The 20,335-nt window shown below is 39.6% G+C and carries 17 protein-coding genes; 3 read left to right on the top strand and 14 right to left on the bottom strand.

Annotated features, from left to right (window positions below):
- The first annotated feature begins 24 nt into the window (after positions 1-24).
- On the top strand, positions 25-237 hold the full coding sequence (locus tag I6F53_RS03660; protein WP_166420449.1) for a hypothetical protein: 213 nt from the start codon (positions 25-27) through the stop codon (positions 235-237).
- A 30-nt stretch (positions 238-267) separates the two neighbouring features.
- On the opposite strand, the gene I6F53_RS03655 is transcribed toward I6F53_RS03660, so the two are convergent.
- The 7 genes from I6F53_RS03655 to I6F53_RS03625 all read right to left on the bottom strand — a co-directional run bounded on the left by I6F53_RS03655 (position 268) and on the right by I6F53_RS03625 (position 8,915).
- On the bottom strand, positions 268-1,194 hold the full coding sequence (locus I6F53_RS03655) for a hydrogen peroxide-inducible genes activator (protein ID WP_149593788.1): 927 nt from the start codon (positions 1,192-1,194) through the stop codon (positions 268-270).
- An 82-nt stretch (positions 1,195-1,276) separates the two neighbouring features.
- Positions 1,277-2,545, bottom strand: a complete 1,269-nt coding sequence (locus tag I6F53_RS03650; protein WP_166420448.1) for an inorganic phosphate transporter — start codon at positions 2,543-2,545, stop codon at positions 1,277-1,279.
- A 39-nt stretch (positions 2,546-2,584) separates the two neighbouring features.
- Positions 2,585-3,262 carry a TIGR00153 family protein gene (locus I6F53_RS03645; protein WP_166420447.1) on the bottom strand — a complete coding sequence of 226 codons (678 nt, stop codon included), beginning with the start codon at positions 3,260-3,262 and terminating at the stop codon, positions 2,585-2,587.
- Between the two features lie 150 nt (positions 3,263-3,412).
- Positions 3,413-4,114, bottom strand: a complete 702-nt coding sequence (gene phoU / locus I6F53_RS03640; RefSeq protein WP_166420446.1) for a phosphate signaling complex protein PhoU — start codon at positions 4,112-4,114, stop codon at positions 3,413-3,415.
- A gap of 46 nt (positions 4,115-4,160) precedes the next feature.
- On the bottom strand, positions 4,161-4,988 hold the full coding sequence (gene pstB, locus I6F53_RS03635) for a phosphate ABC transporter ATP-binding protein PstB (protein WP_166420445.1): 828 nt from the start codon (positions 4,986-4,988) through the stop codon (positions 4,161-4,163).
- A 27-nt stretch (positions 4,989-5,015) separates the two neighbouring features.
- Positions 5,016-6,665: a phosphate ABC transporter permease PstA gene (gene pstA, locus I6F53_RS03630; RefSeq protein ID WP_197238521.1), complete on the bottom strand. Its 1,650-nt coding sequence runs from the start codon at positions 6,663-6,665 to the stop codon at positions 5,016-5,018.
- A 15-nt stretch (positions 6,666-6,680) separates the two neighbouring features.
- The gene (locus tag I6F53_RS03625) at positions 6,681-8,915 is read right to left on the bottom strand and encodes an ABC transporter permease subunit (RefSeq protein ID WP_197238520.1); all 2,235 of its coding nucleotides are present in this window, start codon (positions 8,913-8,915) and stop codon (positions 6,681-6,683) included.
- Between the two features lie 381 nt (positions 8,916-9,296).
- Here I6F53_RS03625 and I6F53_RS03620 point away from each other — a divergent pair, with 381 nt between their 5' ends.
- Positions 9,297-9,803, top strand: a complete 507-nt coding sequence (locus I6F53_RS03620) for a glycine cleavage system protein R (RefSeq protein ID WP_197178043.1) — start codon at positions 9,297-9,299, stop codon at positions 9,801-9,803.
- Positions 9,804-9,984: 181 nt separating this feature from the next.
- On the opposite strand, the gene I6F53_RS03615 is transcribed toward I6F53_RS03620, so the two are convergent.
- The 7 genes from I6F53_RS03615 to I6F53_RS03585 form a co-directional block, all read right to left on the bottom strand.
- On the bottom strand, positions 9,985-10,440 hold the full coding sequence (locus tag I6F53_RS03615; RefSeq protein ID WP_166420441.1) for a hypothetical protein: 456 nt from the start codon (positions 10,438-10,440) through the stop codon (positions 9,985-9,987).
- Positions 10,441-10,631: 191 nt separating this feature from the next.
- Positions 10,632-13,751, bottom strand: coding sequence for an efflux RND transporter permease subunit (locus tag I6F53_RS03610; protein ID WP_197238518.1), 3,120 nt, complete (start codon positions 13,749-13,751; stop codon positions 10,632-10,634).
- Positions 13,752-13,759: 8 nt separating this feature from the next.
- Complete coding sequence (locus I6F53_RS03605; protein WP_197238517.1) at positions 13,760-15,316, bottom strand: efflux RND transporter periplasmic adaptor subunit; 1,557 nt, start codon at positions 15,314-15,316, stop codon at positions 13,760-13,762.
- A complete protein-coding gene (locus I6F53_RS03600; protein WP_197238515.1) occupies positions 15,306-16,682 on the bottom strand; it encodes a TolC family protein in 1,377 nt (458 codons plus the stop codon). The genes I6F53_RS03605 and I6F53_RS03600 overlap by 11 nt, the downstream gene beginning before the upstream one ends.
- A 255-nt stretch (positions 16,683-16,937) precedes the next feature.
- Positions 16,938-17,300, bottom strand: coding sequence for a hypothetical protein (locus I6F53_RS03595; protein WP_331460748.1), 363 nt, complete (start codon positions 17,298-17,300; stop codon positions 16,938-16,940).
- A 94-nt stretch (positions 17,301-17,394) separates the two neighbouring features.
- Positions 17,395-18,009 carry a paraquat-inducible protein A gene (locus tag I6F53_RS03590; protein WP_197238514.1) on the bottom strand — a complete coding sequence of 205 codons (615 nt, stop codon included), beginning with the start codon at positions 18,007-18,009 and terminating at the stop codon, positions 17,395-17,397.
- A 2-nt stretch (positions 18,010-18,011) separates the two neighbouring features.
- Positions 18,012-19,277: an EAL and HDOD domain-containing protein gene (locus I6F53_RS03585; protein ID WP_197238512.1), complete on the bottom strand. Its 1,266-nt coding sequence runs from the start codon at positions 19,275-19,277 to the stop codon at positions 18,012-18,014.
- A gap of 465 nt (positions 19,278-19,742) precedes the next feature.
- Between I6F53_RS03585 and I6F53_RS03580 the strand changes: the two genes are divergently transcribed.
- Positions 19,743-20,309, top strand: coding sequence for a PhnA domain-containing protein (locus I6F53_RS03580; RefSeq protein WP_166420435.1), 567 nt, complete (start codon positions 19,743-19,745; stop codon positions 20,307-20,309).
- Positions 20,310-20,335 lie beyond the last annotated feature (26 nt).

Genomic DNA, 20,335 nt, shown 5'->3' with positions numbered 1-20,335 from the left:
ATTTAAGCTTTTAAGGAGAAAGGTATGACACAACTAGTTATATTGTTACTGATTATACATTTTGCAATTGCGTATCAGTGTTATCGCTACGCGAATATTAAAGGCTACCCAGTTAAAGTTTTTACTGTATTAGGCTGCGTGCCTTATTTTAATTTGGTGGTGTGGATTTATTTACTATTTTTACCCGAACTTGAGCCTTTTGAAAGCCATCTTCAAAATCAAAAGCAGCCTTTATAGGCTGCTTTTGCTAACTTATTAGTTCACGTATTATTCTGCTTTAGAAAAATCTAAACTACATTGCCGCTTTAAAAACACCTCAAGCTGTTGACTAAATAACCTAAAGTCGCGGATACGCCCCGTAGTTTTACGCCACAATATGCCAATATCTCTATATGCATCACTTTGTGATGGTGTGGCCACCATATTTTTATTATCTAAAATACCGGCGTTAATCGCCATTTGTGGTAAAAAAGTCACCCCAAGCTGATGCTCAACCATACTTAATAAAGTATGCAAGCTTGCTGCTTCAAATGGGTTAATACAACTCGCACGGTTTAAATGACATGCACTGAGCGCATGGCCTGTCATACAGTGCTCACGCTCGAGTAAAAATACGCTAGCCTCTGGCAACAAATTAAAGTCTACTACGCCCTTGGCAGCGCTGTAGTCTTTGTGGTGCACTAAACTAAACTGATCTTTTGCCAATACTTGTGTATGAAATTTATCTGTTTCGTATGGCAGTGCAAGTAACGCTAAATCAATATGACCATGCTCAAGTTTATCAAGCAGCTTATCACTCGTATCCTCTATTAGTACCAGCTCTAAATCACAAAAGGTTTCTTTGCAAAAATGATAAAGCGGTGCAGCAATAAAGCTTGCGATTGTAGGTATAACACCGACGGTTAACTTACCATTTAGCGGTGTTAAAAAGCTTTTAGTGAGCTCTTTTAAACTAATTGTATCGTTAATTATTTTACGAGAACGCTCAACAACTTCTTCACCAATGCTGGTAAACATAAGGCTGCGATTTTCGCGCTCGATAAGCTGACAACCCAACGTTTCTTCAAGGTTTTGAATTGCACTACTTAGAGTAGATTGTCCAATAAAGCAGGCACTAGCGGCTCTACCAAAATGCTGATGTTGATGAACAGCTAATAAATACTGTAGCTGTTTAATACTTGGAAGATTGGTCATTTTTTCTTTCCACAAATAAAAAGACCCCAACACCTAGGGCATTGAGATCTTTTCAAGCTAAAAGTCTTTTAGTACTTTTTTATTAAACCCCAAATGCGGTTCTTAGTACGTAGAAAATAACAATAGCAAGGGCAGCGCCAACTGGCAATGTAATTACCCAAGAAACTACGATGTTTCTGATAACACCCATGTTAAGCGCGCCAATTCCACGTGCCATACCTACACCTAATACCGCACCTACTAAGGTTTGAGTAGTAGAGATTGGCATACCAGTACCTGAGGCAATAACAACGGTAGAAGCAGCAGCTAGTTCAGCAGCAAAACCACGGCTAGGCGTTAAATGTGTAATACCTTCACCAATCGTTTTAATTACTTTTTTACCTAAAATAGCAAGACCCGCAACAATACCAAAACCACCTAAAGGTAGAATCCACCAAGCAATAGCGGCTTTCTTAGCAATTTCACCGTTATTTTCAACAATGTTTACAACAGCAGCTAGTGGACCAATTGCATTAGCAACGTCGTTAGAACCATGTGCAAAAGCCATACAACATGCTGTTAATACCATTAATACTGCAAATACTTTTTCAACATTGTTGAACTGCATTTTTTTATCAGCTTTAGGATCAATTTTTAAGCGCGAAATAGCAATTTTACCAATTACACCAACAACTACTGCAACTGCGATTGCAAGGGCATACCCTTCGGCTGCACCTAAATCAACACCAACATGCTTTAAGCCTTTTTTAATTGTAACCAAGGCCATTATAAAACCTGCTAAACCCATATAAAGTGGTACATAGCGTTTAGCATTTTTTAGTGGTGCATCGGTATTGAAAATGAGTTTTTGTGCACTCATAAATATTAAGTATGCAATAAAGCCTGATATGGCGGGCGTTATAATCCAACTACCAACAATACCACCTACTTTATCCCATTGAATCGCCTCAGTACCTACTGCAACTAACGCAAAACCAATGATTGCGCCAATGATTGAGTGAGTCGTTGATACTGGCCAACCTAAGAACGAGGCCATTAATAACCAAGCACCCGCTGCAAATAAAGACGAAATCATACCCAGAACCATAAGCTCCGGAATATCTGCAAATGGTGCCGCATCAATAATTCCTTTACGAATTGTTGATGTAACCTCACCACCTGCTAAGTAAGCGCCTGCAAATTCAAAAATCATCGCTATAAAAATAGCTTGTTTGATTGTAAGTGCTTTTGAACCTACAGATGTGCCCATGGCGTTCGCTACGTCGTTCGCGCCAATACCATAAGCCATAAAAAAGCCGACTGCTGCGGCAATTAAAATTAATACCGTGCCGTAAGATGCAATGATATCCATTGTAAAACCTTAATCTTTCGTGTTTGAACTGATTTTAAATTAACGAGCTAACATCAGCTCAAGACGTGATCCTACGCGCTCTGCAATATCTGCAAGCTCGCCAACCCATTCAATGATTTTGTATAAAAACATCACATCAATTGGATTTAACTCACCCTCTACTGCACGTAGCTGGCGGCGTACTTTTATCTGCATTTCATCCGTGTCTTGTTCTATCGCATCCAATTCAACTAGCATTTTTTCAACTAAGGTCACTTCACGACCTTTAAAACCTGTTTCTAGCAATTCTTCTAACTCGTTAATTGCTTTAGATGCTTGTTTAGTTGCATCTACACAACGCGTTAAATAAGCTAGAAAGTCAGTTTGCATAACTTTTGGTATGGTCATTTCACGACCAATCACTCGTCCTGCAATATCTTTTGCTTTATTGGCAATCTTATCTTGTTGGGTTACTAATTCGAGAAGATCTGTACGCTCTACCGGCATGAATAAACCACGTGGTAATTGTAAACGTATATCTCTTTTCATATCATCAGCTTCACGTTCTAAATTGCGAATAGTGATGCGAAGCTCTTCTGCTTGTACCCACTCTTCTTTAAATACGTGATTAAAAAAAGGTATCAAGGCTTTACTTGCTTGATGAACCTTCTTGATGTGTTCTTCCATTGGTTTGATAGGAGATTTTGCAAATACTCCTAAAAACGCGTTTGTAGGCATAACTGACCCTTTAATCAAATTGATATGCTTTGCAGCATGAATTTTACAGTATTAACCAAGATTGTGAACGCTTTTTATTACTTCACTCAAGCTTGCAATACACAAAGCGGCATTAAGCCGCTTTAATAAAAAAATAAAAACAGGTAAAAATTATAGCGATTTTTCTATATCTTCTTGAGATGTATGACGAATATCTTTGCCATTCACAAAATAAATAATGTATTCAGCAATATTCTGACAGCGATCTCCTATACGCTCTAATGAGCGAACAGACCAAACTAGGTCCATAATTTTCGGGATTGAGCGCGGATCTTCCATCATATAGGTCATTATTTGACGTGTGATGGCTTCATATTCACGGTCAACTTTTGCATCTTCTTTGTGTACTTGAAATGCGCGCTGCACATCCATACGTGCAAATGCGTCGAGTACGTCGTGTAACATTTTTAAAACTTGGCGGCCCATATTCTCAATATTTACTAATAGGTCTTGTTGATCCTTAGTAAATGAGTCTAGTGCAACTTTGGCAATTCGCTTTGCTTCATCGCCAATACGCTCTAAATCGGCGATGGTTTTAGCAATTGCAATCACCAAACGTAAATCACTTGCTGCAGGCTGACGACGAGCAATGATACGCGTACATTCTTCATCAATGCTGACTTCCATCGCATTTACTTTGTAATCGTTTTGACGTACTTTTTGAGCAAGCTCAGCATCATTACGACTCACCGCATCAAGCGCACTATTTAATTGCTGCTCAACTAATCCACCCATGCTTAATACATGATTACGTACATTTTCTAGTTCTTGGTTAAAGCGCCCAGAAATATGCTTATTTATATTATGTTCCATAGTTACCTTCTCTCTTAATCTTGTGCAACACGCTATAACGGGCTAATTAACCGTAACGACCGGTAATGTAGTCTTCGGTCTTTTTCTTTTTTGGTGTAGTAAATAAGGTATTTGTATCTGAATATTCAATCAATTCGCCCATGTACATAAAGGCTGTTTGATCAGATACACGCGCTGCTTGTTGCATGTTATGTGTAACAATAACAACGGTAAATTTGTTTTTTAAATCGTTTATTAACTCTTCGATTACCAAAGTAGAAATAGGGTCGAGTGCCGATGTAGGTTCATCAAGTAAAAGTACTTCTGGTTCAATTGCAATTGAACGAGCAATTACTAAACGCTGTTGCTGACCACCCGATAGGCCAAATGCGCTATCGTGTAATCTATCTTTTACTTCATCCCACAAAGCAGCACCACGAAGTGATTGTTCTACCACTTCGTCTAATTTACGTTTCTCTTTAATGCCTTGTAAACGCAGGCCGTAAACTACATTTTCATAAATTGATTTAGGAAATGGATTAGGACGCTGAAACACCATGCCCACATTACGACGAAGTGCAGCGACATCTACGCTCTTATCGTAAATATTTTGACCGTGAAGTAATATTTCGCCTTCAATTCGGCAAATATCAACCAAATCATTCATGCGATTAATACAACGCAGTAATGTTGATTTACCACAACCCGATGGTCCGATAAACGCAGTTACTTGGCCTTTAGGAATATTCATATTTACTTTATTAAGCGCTTGCTTATCACCGTAGTAAAGATCGAGGTCTTTAATCTCTAGCGCTTTTTGGTCATCAGTTAAGTTTTCTAGGTCTAACTTCTGGCCTATATTAGCTTGGTTTACTCGTGGAGCGACTGTAATCATTTTTATTACCTATAAAATCTTTACTAATTAGTGTTCAAGCGATCTGAATTTTTCACGTAAATGGTTACGTATACCAATGGCCGTTATGTTTAAGGTAATAATCACCGACACCAATAAAAAGGCCGTTGCGTACACCAGCGGGCGTGCCGCTTCAACATTAGGGCTTTGGAAGCCAACATCGTATATATGAAATCCTAAGTGCATAAACTTTCTATCTAAGTGAAAATACGGAAAGTTGCCATCAAGTGGTAATGTAGGCGCCATTTTTACAACACCCACTAACATTAATGGTGCAACTTCACCTGCAGCACGCGCAACTGCCAGTATTAAGCCTGTCATAATTGCAGGGCTTGCCATTGGAATAATGATACGCCATAACGTTTCAACCTTTGTTGCGCCAAGCGCTAGCGAACCATCACGAACCGTACTTGGAATACGAGATAAACCTTCTTCAGTCGATACAATAACAACTGGCAGAGTAAGTATAGCGAGCGTTAACGCTGACCACATAACACCAGGCGTACCAAATACTGGCGTTGGCGACGATTCAGGATAAAATAATTGGTCTAAGCTGCCACCTAGCATGTATACAAAAAAGCCGAGGCCAAATACACCGTATACAATTGATGGAACACCGGCCAAGTTAATCACCGCGATACGAATCATTTTAGTCACTGCATTTTTAGCGGCATATTCGTGTAAGTAAATTGCTGCAACCACACCAAACGGCGTTACTATTACAGCCATCAACATAACCATAAATACAGTACCAAATATAGCAGGGAACACACCGCCTTCTGTATTTGCTTCTCGTGGGTCATCAGATACAAACTTACCTAGCTGCACAAAGTAATGACCTAGTTTTGCAAAAAAGCCCATGTCGTTTGGAAACCAAACATCAAGGACTTGGTACATTGGAATCGTTACAATTTCGCCGCGCATATCTTTTACAGTTACATGGTCACGCTTAGCTTGTTTGCGTAGTGCAAATAAATCTTTTTCAAGTACACCATATTCTGCACGTAATTCAGCTCGCTCTTGAGCTAGCTCAGCAACACGCTCATCAGTAAGTGCGTTATCGAGTAAGTAGCCCTTTTCTTTTAAACGAAGGCGCTCAAGTGCGTAGTTAATATGCCCAATGTCACCATTTTGCAAATCAAGTGCTTCGTCGTTCAAATCAACAGCACGCTCTACAAGCTCATGTAGCGCTTCTATTTTATCGCCACTAACCGGTTGACCGTCTTTAATAACATTTTCAACATAACCATAAAAGTTACCGTTTTTACTACGCTCAAACACAGCAAGCGCCGCTGGTGCTGTTTTATTTGTTATGTCGGTTTCTAATATCCAACGAAAATCTAAATCTACGTACTCGCGGTTACCTGTTTTAATAAGTAAACGCTCTATTTCTTCTTTTTCAAACCCGCTAACGTCAATACCTGTTGCCGCTAAACGCGATTTTGGCACTAATTCACGGTCGTAAACTTCACCAATAACGGTTTGTTTTGCAATTGACCCTTCAAGTTCAAACTGCACAACTTCTGAAGGCCAAAAAAAACTTAATCCCTTCCAGGCTATCATTGCTAATAAGCCTAAAACTGAAATCAAACTGATGCTCACTGCACCACCGGTCATCCAAATCCAAGGAGAACCAGACTTAAACCACTGCTTTACCATGTCGTGTCTCTCCGCTTACATCGAGCTGTATTTTTCACGCAGTTGCTGGCGAACAAACTCAGCGACTGTGTTAAAAATGAATGTGAATATGAATAGTACAAAGGCTGCTAAGAACAATATTCTGTAGTGCGAACTGCCTACTTCAGACTCTGGCATTTCAACTGCAATATTTGCCGCAAGCGTACGCATGCCCTGGAAAATACTCCAATCCATAATCGGTGTATTACCCGTGGCCATAAGTACAATCATGGTTTCGCCAACGGCGCGCCCAAGTCCCATCATTACTGCTGAGAAAATACCTGGGCTTGCTGTTAGTAATACAACGCGTATTAGTGTTTGCCACTGCGTTGCACCTAATGCTAATGAGCCATTTGATAAGTGTTTAGGTACACTAAATACAGCATCTTCTGCAATTGAGAATATGGTAGGAATAACCGCAAAACCCATCGCAATACCAACAACAAGTGAATTACGTTGATCGAATGTCATACCCAGCTCATTTGTTAAGTACTGACGCACATTGCCGTCAAACATCCAAAGTTCAACAAATCCGCTCATCGCAAACGAAAACCAACCAATAAGTAAAACGACCGGAATAAGTATAATGGAATGAGAACCTTCAGGAATTCTGTGGCGAATTTTTGCTGGTAATTTAGTCCAAGCGAAACCAGTCGCTAGCATACTTAGCGGTAATAGTACGAGCAATCCAACAATGGCAGGTAAATGCTCTTCTATTAACGGTGCTAACCAAAGACCTGCTAAAAACCCTAAGATAACCGTTGGTAATGCTTCCATTATTTCAACGGTAGGTTTAACCACTTTACGTAGTTCGCTCGACATAAAGTAAGCCGTATAAATAGCCGCTGAAAGCGCGATTGGTACAGCAAATAACATCGCGTAAAGCGCAGCTTTTAATGTCCCGAACGAAATAGGCACGAGTGAAAATTTAGATTCAAAGTCATCACTGGCTGATGTTGACTGCCAAATATAACCCGGCTCTGGGTAACCTTCGTACCATACTTCTTGCCAAAGTGCCGACCAAGTAACTTCTGGATGCTCATTATGAATGTTTAATACGGTGAGCTTGTTGTCCGCTAAAATTAACGCAGCATTTGAACGTGGTGCAATTGCAAAGTGCTCTATTGCGCCTTCACTTACCCTACCTTGCCAAAGTTTTGCTTCGCTGGTTGTGTAATACACACCTAGCTCACCATTACTGCTGGTAGTAAAAAAAGTGCGACGATAAAACTCAGTAAATACATTTAATTTACTTTGCTTAGTTGTTTCAAATGAACGGATTTTTTGATATTCACGGCCAGTATCAGTGTTTACTTCAAACCACTGCGAAACCTCACCGTTATCATTAGCAAGCATGAGTGAGTTAGCACCAGCCAATAATTGTGCCGACACAATATTTGCATTTTCTTCGTTAGCTGATAGCAATTGAATTTGCTCTACATCACTTGGGTCACGCGTATCGTATACGTAAACTTGATTGGCAGAACGTACAAAAGTGCGTGTTGTATCTGGCGACATTAATAGCTCGTCTACACGTCCTTCAACATCAAGCTCGGTACGTTCAATAACCCATTCAACTTCACCGGTAAACATGTTTTCTTCAGCAACAAAACTACTAAACAGAACACGCTTGTCCTCTGTAAGTGCTACAACCGCTGTTTTGTCTTCATAGTGACTAAATGCAAAGCGTTTAATGGCAGCGCCTTGCTCATCTACTTCTAAAGCTGCTTCCCCAAGAGGAAAGCCTAAACGAGGTGTTAATTTACGCTCGTTATTTGGAAAGGTAACCAAAAATTTAGGTGCAACAACCATTACGGTGCCATCTTCTAAACCAAACGCATAATGCCCTTGAAAAGGCGCACTAGTCGCAAAGCTTGTTGCATCACTTGGTAACTCTGCATTAAGCGTTTTGAGTTTTTTACCAAAACTGCCTGACTCAACACTGTAAAAATCAACCTGCCCTTGCTGACTCAGTAAATAAGCAACTTCAGTTTGCTCTTCTACGCCTAAGCCTGCTATTTGCTGTGAATTAGCGACATGAAAGCTATCGCGTTTTTCTACTTTTGCTGATTCAAAAATTGGCTGTACTACATAAAGAAGGTAAAAGAATATCAGTAGCAGTGCTACCAATACCATTATCCCACCTGCGGTTATACCAAATTTGGCAAACCGATCTTTAAATAGACGGCTTCGATCCGTATTAAAAGTCGGTTTATTCGGATTTGAAGTCATCAAAACACCCTTAAATCTTAACGTTGCATAAATTATATTTCATCAAGATGACAGTAATGTTACAGCAGTAATAATAAGCACTTTAAAACGATTTTAAATAAAACTAGCGGATAAAATGTCTAAATAAGCTTCAAATTGAAGATTTATGAGTGAACTAAATCATAAAATAATTGGACAAAGTATTTATCGAGGTCAATACTAAAAGAGTACTTAGTAAATAATAATTACTATTAATACTGCGTATAGTCAACACAACTATATTCATTTTTATTAATTTAAAATCAAAGATTTATAAAGAGTGCAACAACACACAATTTTGATTGAACAACACACTTAATGCCTATGCATTTACTTTCTTTGGGCTTAAAAAGAGAATTATTTATGAAGCAGTTGGTTATAACTATTTTAGGGCAAGACCGCCCTGGTTTAGTAGAGAGCATCTCATCAGTCGTATTACAAAATCATGGTAACTGGCTAAGCAGTAACTTGAGCCATTTATTAGGTCATTTTGCAGGTATTATTCAACTTGAAGTTGCTGAGGAGCATTTTCAATCATTACAGAGTGCTTTAAATAAGTTACCTAAGTTAGACGTTCGTATTGAAACCGGAAACACTGAAGTTGAACCATCAACACTAGAGCAAATTAATTTAGTAATAACAGGCAACGACCGTCCTGGTATTGTGCAAGAACTGGCAAGTGTAATACGCCACAAAGGCGCTAACATTACTCATTTAAATTCAAGGCAGCAAAGTGCGCCTAATTGGGGAGTGCCTATTTTTAGCGCTGTTGCGACCGTAACTTTACCAAAAGGCATAGACAAAGATGAAGTGATTGAAGCGCTGGAATCAATCACAAGCGATTTGATTGTAGATACAGAAGAAGTTTAACCTCCCTTTTTGCGTGTCACTCTGCTGACACGCATCTCATTCTAACTAATTTTATCAAAATGCTCTGCAGATTATTTAACGCAGACATAAAATAAGCCGATGCAAGCATCAGCTATTTTAAATAACGACCTTAAAGCTAATAAGAGCAAGATAAACTCAGTAATCCCGCTCTTTTATAAAGCTACATATCCATATGACGATTAGTACTTTGCATCATTTGTTTAATGCCTTGCTTTTCAAGCTCTAGTATTTGTTGAAGCTTTTCTTGCCCACTTTCTGTTTCAGCTCGTTCAAGTAAGTATTCATATAACTCAATTACTTTTTGATGCTGCTCTGATAAGTAACCTTGAATAGCTTGCTCATCAAATTTTTGATCTTTGCTAATATCTTTAAAAGTAATTAACTCAGGATTTTTAGCAAAATATTCGTAGCTGTATGTATCGAGCGTATTTATTTCGGTTATCGCTTTAAAGCCAACTAAATCTTCAGCGAGTTTTTTTTCGTAATTTAGATAATAGTCCACCAGCATTGCGTTATGTTCATCGAGTAAATCCTTTACGCTATAAAAATTAGCCGCCATTTGCGTATGAAACAAAACGGTCCAATCGTATACCTCTTTAATTGTTTTAACTTGCATGTGCATTCCTTACTTAGTTGACTGTATAGGTAATACATTGCGTAAAGCGTGCCAATTAAAAAGTTATTTAAAAAACAGCTAGTTAATTTAAATATGAGTAATAACAAGCTATTTAATAGAACAACTTACAAATTATAGGTAATTTTTATAGAGCAATGCGTGAGTAGTAACACCATTGCTCTATCGTCTTATTATTTAAGTCCTTGTTTACGCCATAGTAGGTAAACCGCAGGAATAACAAGTAAGGTGAGTACAATTGCACTGCCCATACCGCCAACCATAGGCGCTGCTATTCGGCTCATTACTTCGCTTCCGGTGCCCGTGCCATAAAGTACAGGTAATAAACCGATAATAATTGTCGCGACAGTCATCATAACTGGGCGTACTCGAAGCCCTGCTCCCTCAATAATAGCTTGCTGTAATTGCACTAAGCTAAGTGGCTTACCTGCCTGCTCTGCTTCGAGGCACTTTTCTTGATAGGCTTGGTTTAAATACACCAACATAATGACCCCAATTTCTACCGCTACCCCAGCTAAGGCAATAAAGCCCACACCTACTGCAACTGAAAAGTTAAAGCCCTCTAAATACATTAGCCATACGCCACCAATCATTGCCAGTGGCAACGTGGCCATAATAATAGTGACCTCAGCAAAGCTTCTAAAATTAAGGTAAAGCAATACAATAATAATCGCTAATGTAAGTGGTAATACATAAGTCAGTTTGTCTTTAGCGCGCTGCATGTATTCATACTGCCCAGCCCACGTAATTGAGTAGCCAGCAGGTAGTATTAGGTCTTTATCGAGCACTTTTTGTGCGTGCTCAACGTAAGTACCAATATCAACGCCATCTATATCAATAAAACTCCAACCGTTTAAACGTGCATTTTCGCTTTTTATACCAGGCGGTCCATCTTCAATAAATACATCGGCTACATCACCAAGTGCTATACGCTGCCCTGTAGGCGTTACAATAGGTAACAACATTAACTCTTCTGGCGAGTCTCTGTATGCTTGCGGATAACGTAAATTAACAGGGTAACGCTCTTGCCCTTCTACCGTTTGTGTTACGTTTGTGCCGCCTATTGCAGTAGATACAACTTGCTGTACATCGCTAATGTTTAAGCTATAACGCGCGGCTTTTTCACGATTTATATCTACTTTTATATAACGTCCACCGGCTACTCGCTCTGAGTAAACCGATGCGGTGCCTTGCACATCTTTTAAAAGCACTTCTATTTGTTGACCAATTTTTTGAATTTCACTCAACCTTGGTCCCGCAACTTTAATGCCCACGGGAGTTTTAATACCGGTTGCGAGCATATCGATACGTGTTTTAATTGGCATTACCCACGCATTCGTCAACCCCGGAAACTTAACCAAACCGTCGAGTTCTTTTTTAAGCTTTTCAAGAGTCATACCCTCGCGCCATTCGTCTTTTGGTTTTAACTGAATAAACGTCTCTATCATTGTAAGCGGCGCAGGATCTGTTGCAGTTTCTGCTCGCCCCACTTTACCAAATACCGTTTTAACCTCGGGTACTGTGGCAATTAACTTGTCGGTTTGCTGTAGTATTTCGCGCGCTTTACCTACCGATAAACCAGGATACGTTGTGGGCATATACATTAAATCGCCCTCATCGAGTGGCGGAATAAATTCACTGCCTATTTTATTTAACGGGTAAAAGCCAATAACAGAAACAACCACCGCGAGTACCAATGTCATTTTTGGAAATTTAAGCACCCAGTTAAGTAGTGGACGATACGCTGCGACGAGTAATCGGTTAACTGGATTTTTTTGCTCCGAAATGACTTTACCTCTAATAAAGTAACCCATTAATACCGGCACTAAGGTAATCGCAAGCCCAGCAGACGCAGCCATAGCATAGGTTTTAGTGTAAGCCAGTGGCGCAAACATACGTCCTTCTTGCGCTTCTAAAATAAATACCGGCATAAAGCTGACGGTAATAATTAATAAACTAAAAAATAATGCAGGTCCTACTTCACTCGCCGATTTAGCCACAACTTCCCAGCGGTTTTCGTTGGTAAGAGGCGTTTTTTCCATATGTTTGTGCATATTTTCAATCATGACGATAGCACCGTCGGTCATTGCGCCTATCGCTATTGCAATTCCCCCTAAAGACATAATATTGGCGTTAATCCCCTGCCAATACATAATTATAAATGCCGTTAAAATCCCAAGCGGTAACGTAATAATCGCCACCAGCGATGAGCGCACATGAAACAAAAACACCACACACACTAAGGCAACTACAATAAGCTCTTCAATTAGCTTACTTGTTAGATTATCTACCGCGTTATTTATTAAGTTGGAGCGATCGTACACAGGGACTATTTCAACGCCCTCTGGTAATCCCTTTTTAAGCGATTCTAATTTTGCTTTTACAAGCTCAATAGTTTTTTGTGCATTTTCGCCATAGCGCATAATAACAATGCCGCCGGTTACCTCGCCTTCGCCATTAAGCTCTGCAATACCACGGCGCATTTGCGGTCCGACTCTAATATCGGCTACATCACGCAATTGCAGCGCAGTACCATTAGCATTTACGCCAAGCGGAATCGCTTCTAAGTCGGCAACACTTTTAATATAGCCGGTGCTTGTTACCATGTATTCTGCTTCAGCCATTTCAACTACCGAGGCGCCCATCTCTTGGTTGCCTTGTTGAATAGCGGTTTGAATAAGGCTAAGCGGAATACCATATGCACGTAATTTATCGGGCTCTACATTAACTTGGTATTGCTTAACCATGCCACCAACAGCAGCCACTTCAGAGACTCCAGGCACGGTTTGTAGCTCAAACTTTAAAAACCAATCTTGTAAGCTTCGTAGCTGACTAATATCGTGTTTATTGGTTTTATCAACGAGTGCGTATAAGTAAATCCAACCTACGCCTGTTGCATCAGGGCCAAGCTCTGGCGTAGCGCTATCGGGTAATCTGCTTGCTACTTGGCTTAGGTATTCTTGTACTCGGCTACGCGCCCAATACAAATCAGTTTTTTCGTCAAAAATAACGTAAACGTACGAGTCACCAAAAAACGAAAAACCCCTTACAGTTTGTGCACCCGGAACAGAAAGCATTGCTGTGGTGAGCGGAAATGTAACTTGGTCTTGCACTACTTGCGGCGCTTGCCCCGGGTAAGTGGTTTTTATAATGACCTGAACATCAGATAAATCAGGCAGGGCATCCACGGGAGTGTTTTTTAGTGCAAACACTCCTCCACCCAGTAAAATTAATGTAAGCAGCAACACAAAAAAGCGATTGCTAACAGACCAGCGAATAATGGCGGTTATCATAATGGCTCCTAGTGAGAACTGTTTTGCATAGGTTGCATAGTAGAATGATCAATCGGCTCTGCGTTTTGCGCTTTAGTTATTACAAATTCATCGTTAATAATGCTAAAAGTAAAATTAATATACTGGGCATTTTCAAACTGAGTAATGTCGATGTCTGGCGCTAATACAAAGTCCATTGTGGCGGGTTCTCTATTCCATTTTTCAATGGCTTCTCGGCTAATATTAATAATACGATTTTGTGTATCTATGGCATTAATAGTACCGTTAACAGTCGCATTTTGTGGCTGCATATCCATGTTCATATTCGAGCCTGAACCAGAACTCATACTTGAGCTAATACCAGAGCCAGGCATTTCCATTCGTTTAAAGTCAGAGCTTTTACTCGACTCAGAATCAATTAAAAATTGCGCTGAGGTCACTACCGTGTCACCTGCCATTACACCTGACAAAATCACCGCTTCGTTACTATTAATTTGCCCAACGTCAACTTCTATCGATTTAAAACGACCCTCACCTAATGCAATAACCACACGGTTTTGATGCTGCGTGCGAATTACCGCTTCTTTAGGGACTGTAAATTGCGCCTTACTCGCTTTAGCGTGAATGCTCACTTGTGCAAACATATTTGGTTTTAACCGATGATCTGCATTATTAAACCTAAGCCTTACACGCAGAGTCCGGTTTTTAGCATCAAGCGCGGGGTAAATGTAATCAACCTTACCTTCCCACTTTTGACCTTTTAAGTAATCAAGCGTCATTGTAACGGGCAACCCAACACTCACTTGTTCTGATTGGCGCTCGAACACTTCCGCCTCTACCCAAATTTCATCAAGCTGGGCAATGCTCATCATTGATGTGCCTGGTTTAACGTAAAAGCCTTCTCGTACTGTTAGCTCATCTACCACACCACTTTGCTTTGCGTAAAAAGTAATATTTTGCATTACCTTTTTATTTTTTTGTAGGCGTTCAATAAATCCATCCGACACATTTAACGACTCTAAACGCGCCTTTGCAGCGCGAATTAACACGGTATTATTACGATTAACTGCCAGTAAAAGCTCTTCCTGTGCGTTCACCAATTGCGGTGAGTACAAGGTATATAAAGGTTCACCGGCTTTAACCTCTGCTCCCTGCGCTTTAACATATAAACTTTCAATCCAGCCCTCTACACGCGGATGAATGTGAATAAGTTGGTCTTGGTTATATTGCACATAACCCACAGTATTTATATCGCTGTGAAGTGTTTTAAGCCCTACTTTGGCAGTTCTTACGCCAAAGTTATTAACTACTGCAGGCGAAATAGTGACAGCACCTGGTCCATCCTGAGCGTTGCTAGCGTTTTCATACACAGGTACTAAATCCATTCCCATTGGGGAAAGCCCTGGCGCGTCACGCCTGTAATTACTATCCATAGGGGCTACCCAATATAAGGGCTGTTTGTCAGCGCTTTGTTGTTCATTCATTGCCGAGTTGCTAGGTAAAAATTGCATAACTAAGCCGCCTATTAACCCAAAGGCGCCTGCGCCAACTAAGGCGGCAACAAGTAACTTTAAATTAGTATTCATTGTGTAATTCTCCAGTTTGCTCGCTCATTACTTGGGTGTCTAAGCTACTTGCATAATAATTAAGGCGGGCGGTAATAATATGTTGATCTACTTGAATGTTCAGTGCGTCTATTTTGGCGTTAAGTTCACTAATGCGCGCGCGCATCACATCAGAAAAATTTCCATCGTCGCGCGTATAAGCATTAAGTGTTGCTTGAGATTGCTCTGACATTTGCGGTAATAACGTATTTTGATAAAGCGCATCGCGTTTTTGCAAACGAGCGAGTTGGCTAAACTCCTTAAAGTACATGCCTTTGAGTTTTTGAAGCGCCACCCGCTTTTGTGTTTTAGTCGCTTCTGCACTAGCGATAGCCGATTTAACCTGTTGATCTTGTCTGTTATCGGTAAACAATGGCAAATCAATACTAAACCCTACCGAGAGTAAATCAGCTCGCGACTCCCCCATCGGGGTATCATCTCGGTAACCATAACCCACATTAACGCCCATTTGAGGTTTGTAGCTTTGCTTAGCGAGTGCAACTTCGGTTTGCTTTGCCATTACGGTTTTATCTATCGCAATAATTGCGGGATGCGCCATAAGCAACTGTATTAGCTCATCAAATTCAAGGCTCGAAAAATCAACCAGCCCTGCGGTTTTAGTAAACTCAGTATTTAAAGGCTGCATAAGCATGTTCATAGGTAACCACTGTGCTAAACGGTTTTTAGCACTTTCAAATTGCTGATCAAGCATAACCAGCTTATCTTCAAGACGGGTGAGCTCTAATTGCGCACGAATAATATCTTGCTGGCGTGTTTTACCTAAGGTACTTGCGTAGCTTGCTTCGGTAATGTCAATAAGTTGAGTAAATAGCCCTTTATCTTGCTCAATTAAAGCAATACTACGCTGAGCACGATACGCGTTTAACCACGACTCAATCACAATTGCTTTTACTTGTGCTAAGCGATCGGCGCGCTGCCAAGGGTATTGTTGAGCAGACTGTGCTAATGCTTTTTGTTTAAGCGCTAAACTATTCCCTCGGCTAAACTTTTGGCTCAAATCAACTTTAAACTGCGTCATCCCTTCTTGATCAAACGCATAACCGTTAGTAGGTAAGTTGAGTAAGCCAACCGTTAAAACAGGATCGGGTAAGGTGCCTGCGGCAATGCTTTGCGCTATTGCTGCATATTCTTGGTAGCCACTCGCTTTTAGCCATGGCTCATGCGTTAGCGCATAATTAAGCGCTTGCGTTAAGCTTAGCGTTTGCTCATTACTAGTTTGATTTAGTATTTCGGTATTTAGGTTATTTTGATTGTTTTGCGCATTAACAGCGGTGCTAAATAACACAACACTACATAATACGACTTTAATACTTACAGCGTGGTTCATCACCTGCTCCATCTAAAAATAAAAGAAAATCTTAAATTAGGAAGCAAAAAAGGTGTTTAGGAGTTTTACAAAACCTTCTATATCAATTGCATTGAATTAATGATCTATTATTGCGGTGGGGAAATAGCTCTATAACAAGGAAAAAATTACGCAGTATATCTGCTTTATATAAGTAATTTTTAACGCAGTTAGAGAGGTATTTAGATCCTAAATGAGCATGTTTTCAATACAATTGATATTACACCTATCTTGCTATTAAGCAGACATAGGAGGGCGGTAGAGTGAACGAGGTATATTAATTTGTGTAGTAAATACACGTACATTTACTTTTTCAGATTCAAGTAAAGTAACGCTAAATAAAGTATCAACATTAAGCATTGAATTAGCAGCGCAGCCACTCATAGGGCATTTACAGTCATTTTGTGGCGTACTTTCGTCGTCGCAACAATCCATCTGCATCATATTATCAGACATGCTAGCGACAGCGGTTGCATCACTACTTTGTGTCATTGGCATTTGGGCATGCATTGCTTTTTTAGTTGGCATATGAGGCATTTCGCATACCATAGCTACAGACGCAACTGCCTGACCCACAAAAGTGAGCAGCAAAGTTATCATGAGTAAACTAGAGTAAAAACGTTGCAACATTATGCCTTTTAATAAACTTTAAAATGATTGTAAGGTAACCTAACGGCAACTACAAATACTTTAATTATGTAGACTGCGGTTTATCAGGTGTTTTAATTAAGTTACTCGCGATAATTGCAAATATACAATATGCGCTAAAATACCAAAACCCTTCACCAAATTGTGCATTCATAACAAGTAGTTCACCACTTTTACCATGGGCGTTACCTGCTAAGTAAGTCACTATTAATGCAATAACAAATACATCAACCATGCTCCACTTACTTAATGCACAAATAACCAGACCGAGCTTTTGCTTAAACCCATTCAAAGGAAGGCAACAATAAAGCAATTGTAATAGCAGCTTCAAGCTTGGAATAACAATAGAAAACAACCCCACTAAAGTGGCTACAAATAAATTATTATTGCTAGCAAGCTCTTTAACTGTGCCTAAAATACTTTGTGTTTTGTTGTAGGCGCTAATCTCACCTTCTAACTTATCAAGCCCTAGCATGTTCGAGAACATCATTAGCATACTGCGAGTTCGACCATCACCTTCTTCAGCCAGCATCTCTATACCCGCTTGGGCTAATTTTGATTTGTCTATATTGCCTTCAATTGTTAATACTGGCTTTGTAATACCAGGAAACAATAAACAAAGAGCAATCACTACACTTATAACCGACAACCAATTACGCATATTTACTCTGCTATAGCCTCAATAATGTCATCACTGTATAAAACAGCATCCAGTAAAAAATTAAACATATGCCCAACATGTAGCTCAGGATTTATTTTAGCCAACAGAGCCATCGCCTTATCAAGGTTATCTACTTCAAACTCTTTTATTAATGATAAACACTTGCCTAAAATACCTTTTTCAAGCAATAAGGCATCTGATATAGCTGCATCCAAGGTGAATTCATTAACTATATCTTTTAAATCAGCATCTAAAATGGCATCAAGCACAGAAAACAGACCTACTAAGTAGCCTTGTTCGGTCAAATCGCTGTTGTTTTGCTCCAAAATAAGCGACATAAATTGCGCACGCGTTAAAGCAAGCTTAGTTAATTCGGTTGGCTTTTCGACACCTAACTCACTAATTGCTAAAACACGTACAAATTGCCTAATTGTATCTTCACCTAAATAAATGACAGCCTGCGAAATCGAAGTAATGACTAAATTTGCTTTACCTGAACGCGCATTAGCCAGCTTTAAAACTCGCGCTGTTATGGCTACATCTCTAGCTACACGTTGATGAACTTCTTTAAAGCAAAGTGTTTGTTTTGCGGTAAAGCGCAAAAGGTCAAATACTGTTAGCTTTGAAGGTTCTACACCTTTATACGTAATCATTTCTGGGCGAGAAAAAAAGAACCCCTGAAATAAATCGCAGCCTGCCAATTTTAATGTATTAAATTGCTCATGCGTTTCTATTCGTTCAACAATTATTTTTGCATGTGGATTTGCGCGTTTTATTTTTTTAATGCGCATATTGGTTTTAATAACCGGATCATCTATCTCAATTTTTATGTAATCAACATGTGCTAATAGTGGCTCCCATTTTGGATCGCCATCGTAGTCATCCAGCGCAAAAACATACCCTTCTTTTTTAAGTTCTTGCACACGCTCAGCAACCGCAGGAATATTCCCCGTGCGCTCTACTATTTCAATAACGCTATTTTCTGGCAATAAAAGTTTGGGAAAATTATCTAAAATAGTTTCTGATGATAAATTTATAAACGCCAAGTGATGCGCTGTTAGTCTATCTAGCCCTAATAGCATTAACGCATTGAAAAACAATCGGCTTGTCGCATGCACATCAGAAGTACCTACAGGAAACGCATTATTGGCTGAGTCTCTATAAAGCAATTCGTACGAAAAAACATTTTGATCAATATCAAAAATAGGTTGCCGCGCGACAAACTGAGTTATTTTTTGGGCCTCATCAGAGATATTATGTAATTTCACTTGGCTCTAAACCTATAAATAAGAGATGGCAAAACAGCCAATAATACGTGTACTTTAATGCAACTCGCATAAGATAAACATAGTAATCATTACAAAACAGCTAAAACTACACAACACTCATATAATAACTTTAATATAAAAGGTGGCGCTTTGACCAACTTTATTCAGATATTAAAGGTTTATCCTTTGCTATTTATATTTTCAACTTTAGCGAAGCCTAACACCGCGCCTTTAAAATATAATGAGAGTGTATCAGACAACCATTATCAATTTTATAAAAACGATTCGGCCAAACCGCATTCTCCCAGGAATAATCAAAAAAGGCCTCAAGGCTATATAAAAAGTATTAAAGATAAGTATATGAGTAATATACCCACACAAAATTAAGGGACTAATGGCGCAGAGCTCATATTTTGGAGTATAATAGCAGCAAATGTTAACTCGACCAGAACTAGAAAGAGCCCCATGAGTATTGAAAAAGCCTTAATCGAACGTAGTAGTAGTCAATGTGAATTATGCGGTGCAACCGAAAACTTATCTGTTTACGAAGTACCACCAGTAACTGAAACCCACTCAGATAAATGCATTTACACGTGTCAAACATGTAAAGATCAAATCGAGAATAACAGTGACATAACGCCTACACATTGGCACTGTTTAAACGACAGCATGTGGAGTCAAACACCTGCTGTGCAAGTTGTAGCTTATAGAATGCTTTCGCGTTTAGCACCAGATAATGGCTGGGCACAAGATGCACTAGACATGATTTATCTTGAAGAAGACACGCTAACATGGGCTAAAAAAGCACTTGCAGAAGATGACGATTTAAAGCATGTAGATAGCAACGGTGTAGTTCTTCAAGCGGGCGATACTGTTACCCTAATTAAAGACTTAGACGTTAAAGGCAGTAGCCTTACCGCTAAACGTGGAACAGCTGTTCGAAATATTGGCCTAACCAGCAACCCTGAACATATTGAAGGGCGTGTTGATGGCCAGCGTATTGTGATTTTAACTAAATACGTTAAAAAATAAGACATATAAACAAGCGCTGTATTGCA

Origin of the sequence: Pseudoalteromonas sp. SWN29 (assembly GCF_015864465.1) — a bacterium.
Taxonomy (GTDB): domain Bacteria; phylum Pseudomonadota; class Gammaproteobacteria; order Enterobacterales; family Alteromonadaceae; genus Pseudoalteromonas.
Note: the sequence above shows the minus strand (reverse complement) of the source record. Positions and strands in the feature narration are given on the sequence as shown.

Bases quoted from the DNA above. Each gene is read 5' to 3' on its own strand.
- I6F53_RS03660 (WP_166420449.1), top strand. From the start codon at position 25: ATGACACAACTAGTTATATTGTTACTGATTATACATTTTGCAATTGCG.
- I6F53_RS03655 (WP_149593788.1), bottom strand. From the start codon at position 1,194: ATGACCAATCTTCCAAGTATTAAACAGCTACAGTATTTATTAGCTGTT.
- I6F53_RS03650 (WP_166420448.1), bottom strand. From the start codon at position 2,545: ATGGATATCATTGCATCTTACGGCACGGTATTAATTTTAATTGCCGCA.
- I6F53_RS03645 (WP_166420447.1), bottom strand. From the start codon at position 3,262: ATGCCTACAAACGCGTTTTTAGGAGTATTTGCAAAATCTCCTATCAAA.
- phoU (WP_166420446.1), bottom strand. From the start codon at position 4,114: ATGGAACATAATATAAATAAGCATATTTCTGGGCGCTTTAACCAAGAA.
- pstB (WP_166420445.1), bottom strand. From the start codon at position 4,988: ATGATTACAGTCGCTCCACGAGTAAACCAAGCTAATATAGGCCAGAAG.
- pstA (WP_197238521.1), bottom strand. From the start codon at position 6,665: ATGGTAAAGCAGTGGTTTAAGTCTGGTTCTCCTTGGATTTGGATGACC.
- I6F53_RS03625 (WP_197238520.1), bottom strand. From the start codon at position 8,915: ATGACTTCAAATCCGAATAAACCGACTTTTAATACGGATCGAAGCCGT.
- I6F53_RS03620 (WP_197178043.1), top strand. From the start codon at position 9,297: ATGAAGCAGTTGGTTATAACTATTTTAGGGCAAGACCGCCCTGGTTTA.
- I6F53_RS03615 (WP_166420441.1), bottom strand. From the start codon at position 10,440: ATGCAAGTTAAAACAATTAAAGAGGTATACGATTGGACCGTTTTGTTT.
- I6F53_RS03610 (WP_197238518.1), bottom strand. From the start codon at position 13,751: ATGATAACCGCCATTATTCGCTGGTCTGTTAGCAATCGCTTTTTTGTG.
- I6F53_RS03605 (WP_197238517.1), bottom strand. From the start codon at position 15,316: ATGAATACTAATTTAAAGTTACTTGTTGCCGCCTTAGTTGGCGCAGGC.
- I6F53_RS03600 (WP_197238515.1), bottom strand. From the start codon at position 16,682: ATGAACCACGCTGTAAGTATTAAAGTCGTATTATGTAGTGTTGTGTTA.
- I6F53_RS03595 (WP_331460748.1), bottom strand. From the start codon at position 17,300: ATGATAACTTTGCTGCTCACTTTTGTGGGTCAGGCAGTTGCGTCTGTA.
- I6F53_RS03590 (WP_197238514.1), bottom strand. From the start codon at position 18,009: ATGCGTAATTGGTTGTCGGTTATAAGTGTAGTGATTGCTCTTTGTTTA.
- I6F53_RS03580 (WP_166420435.1), top strand. From the start codon at position 19,743: ATGAGTATTGAAAAAGCCTTAATCGAACGTAGTAGTAGTCAATGTGAA.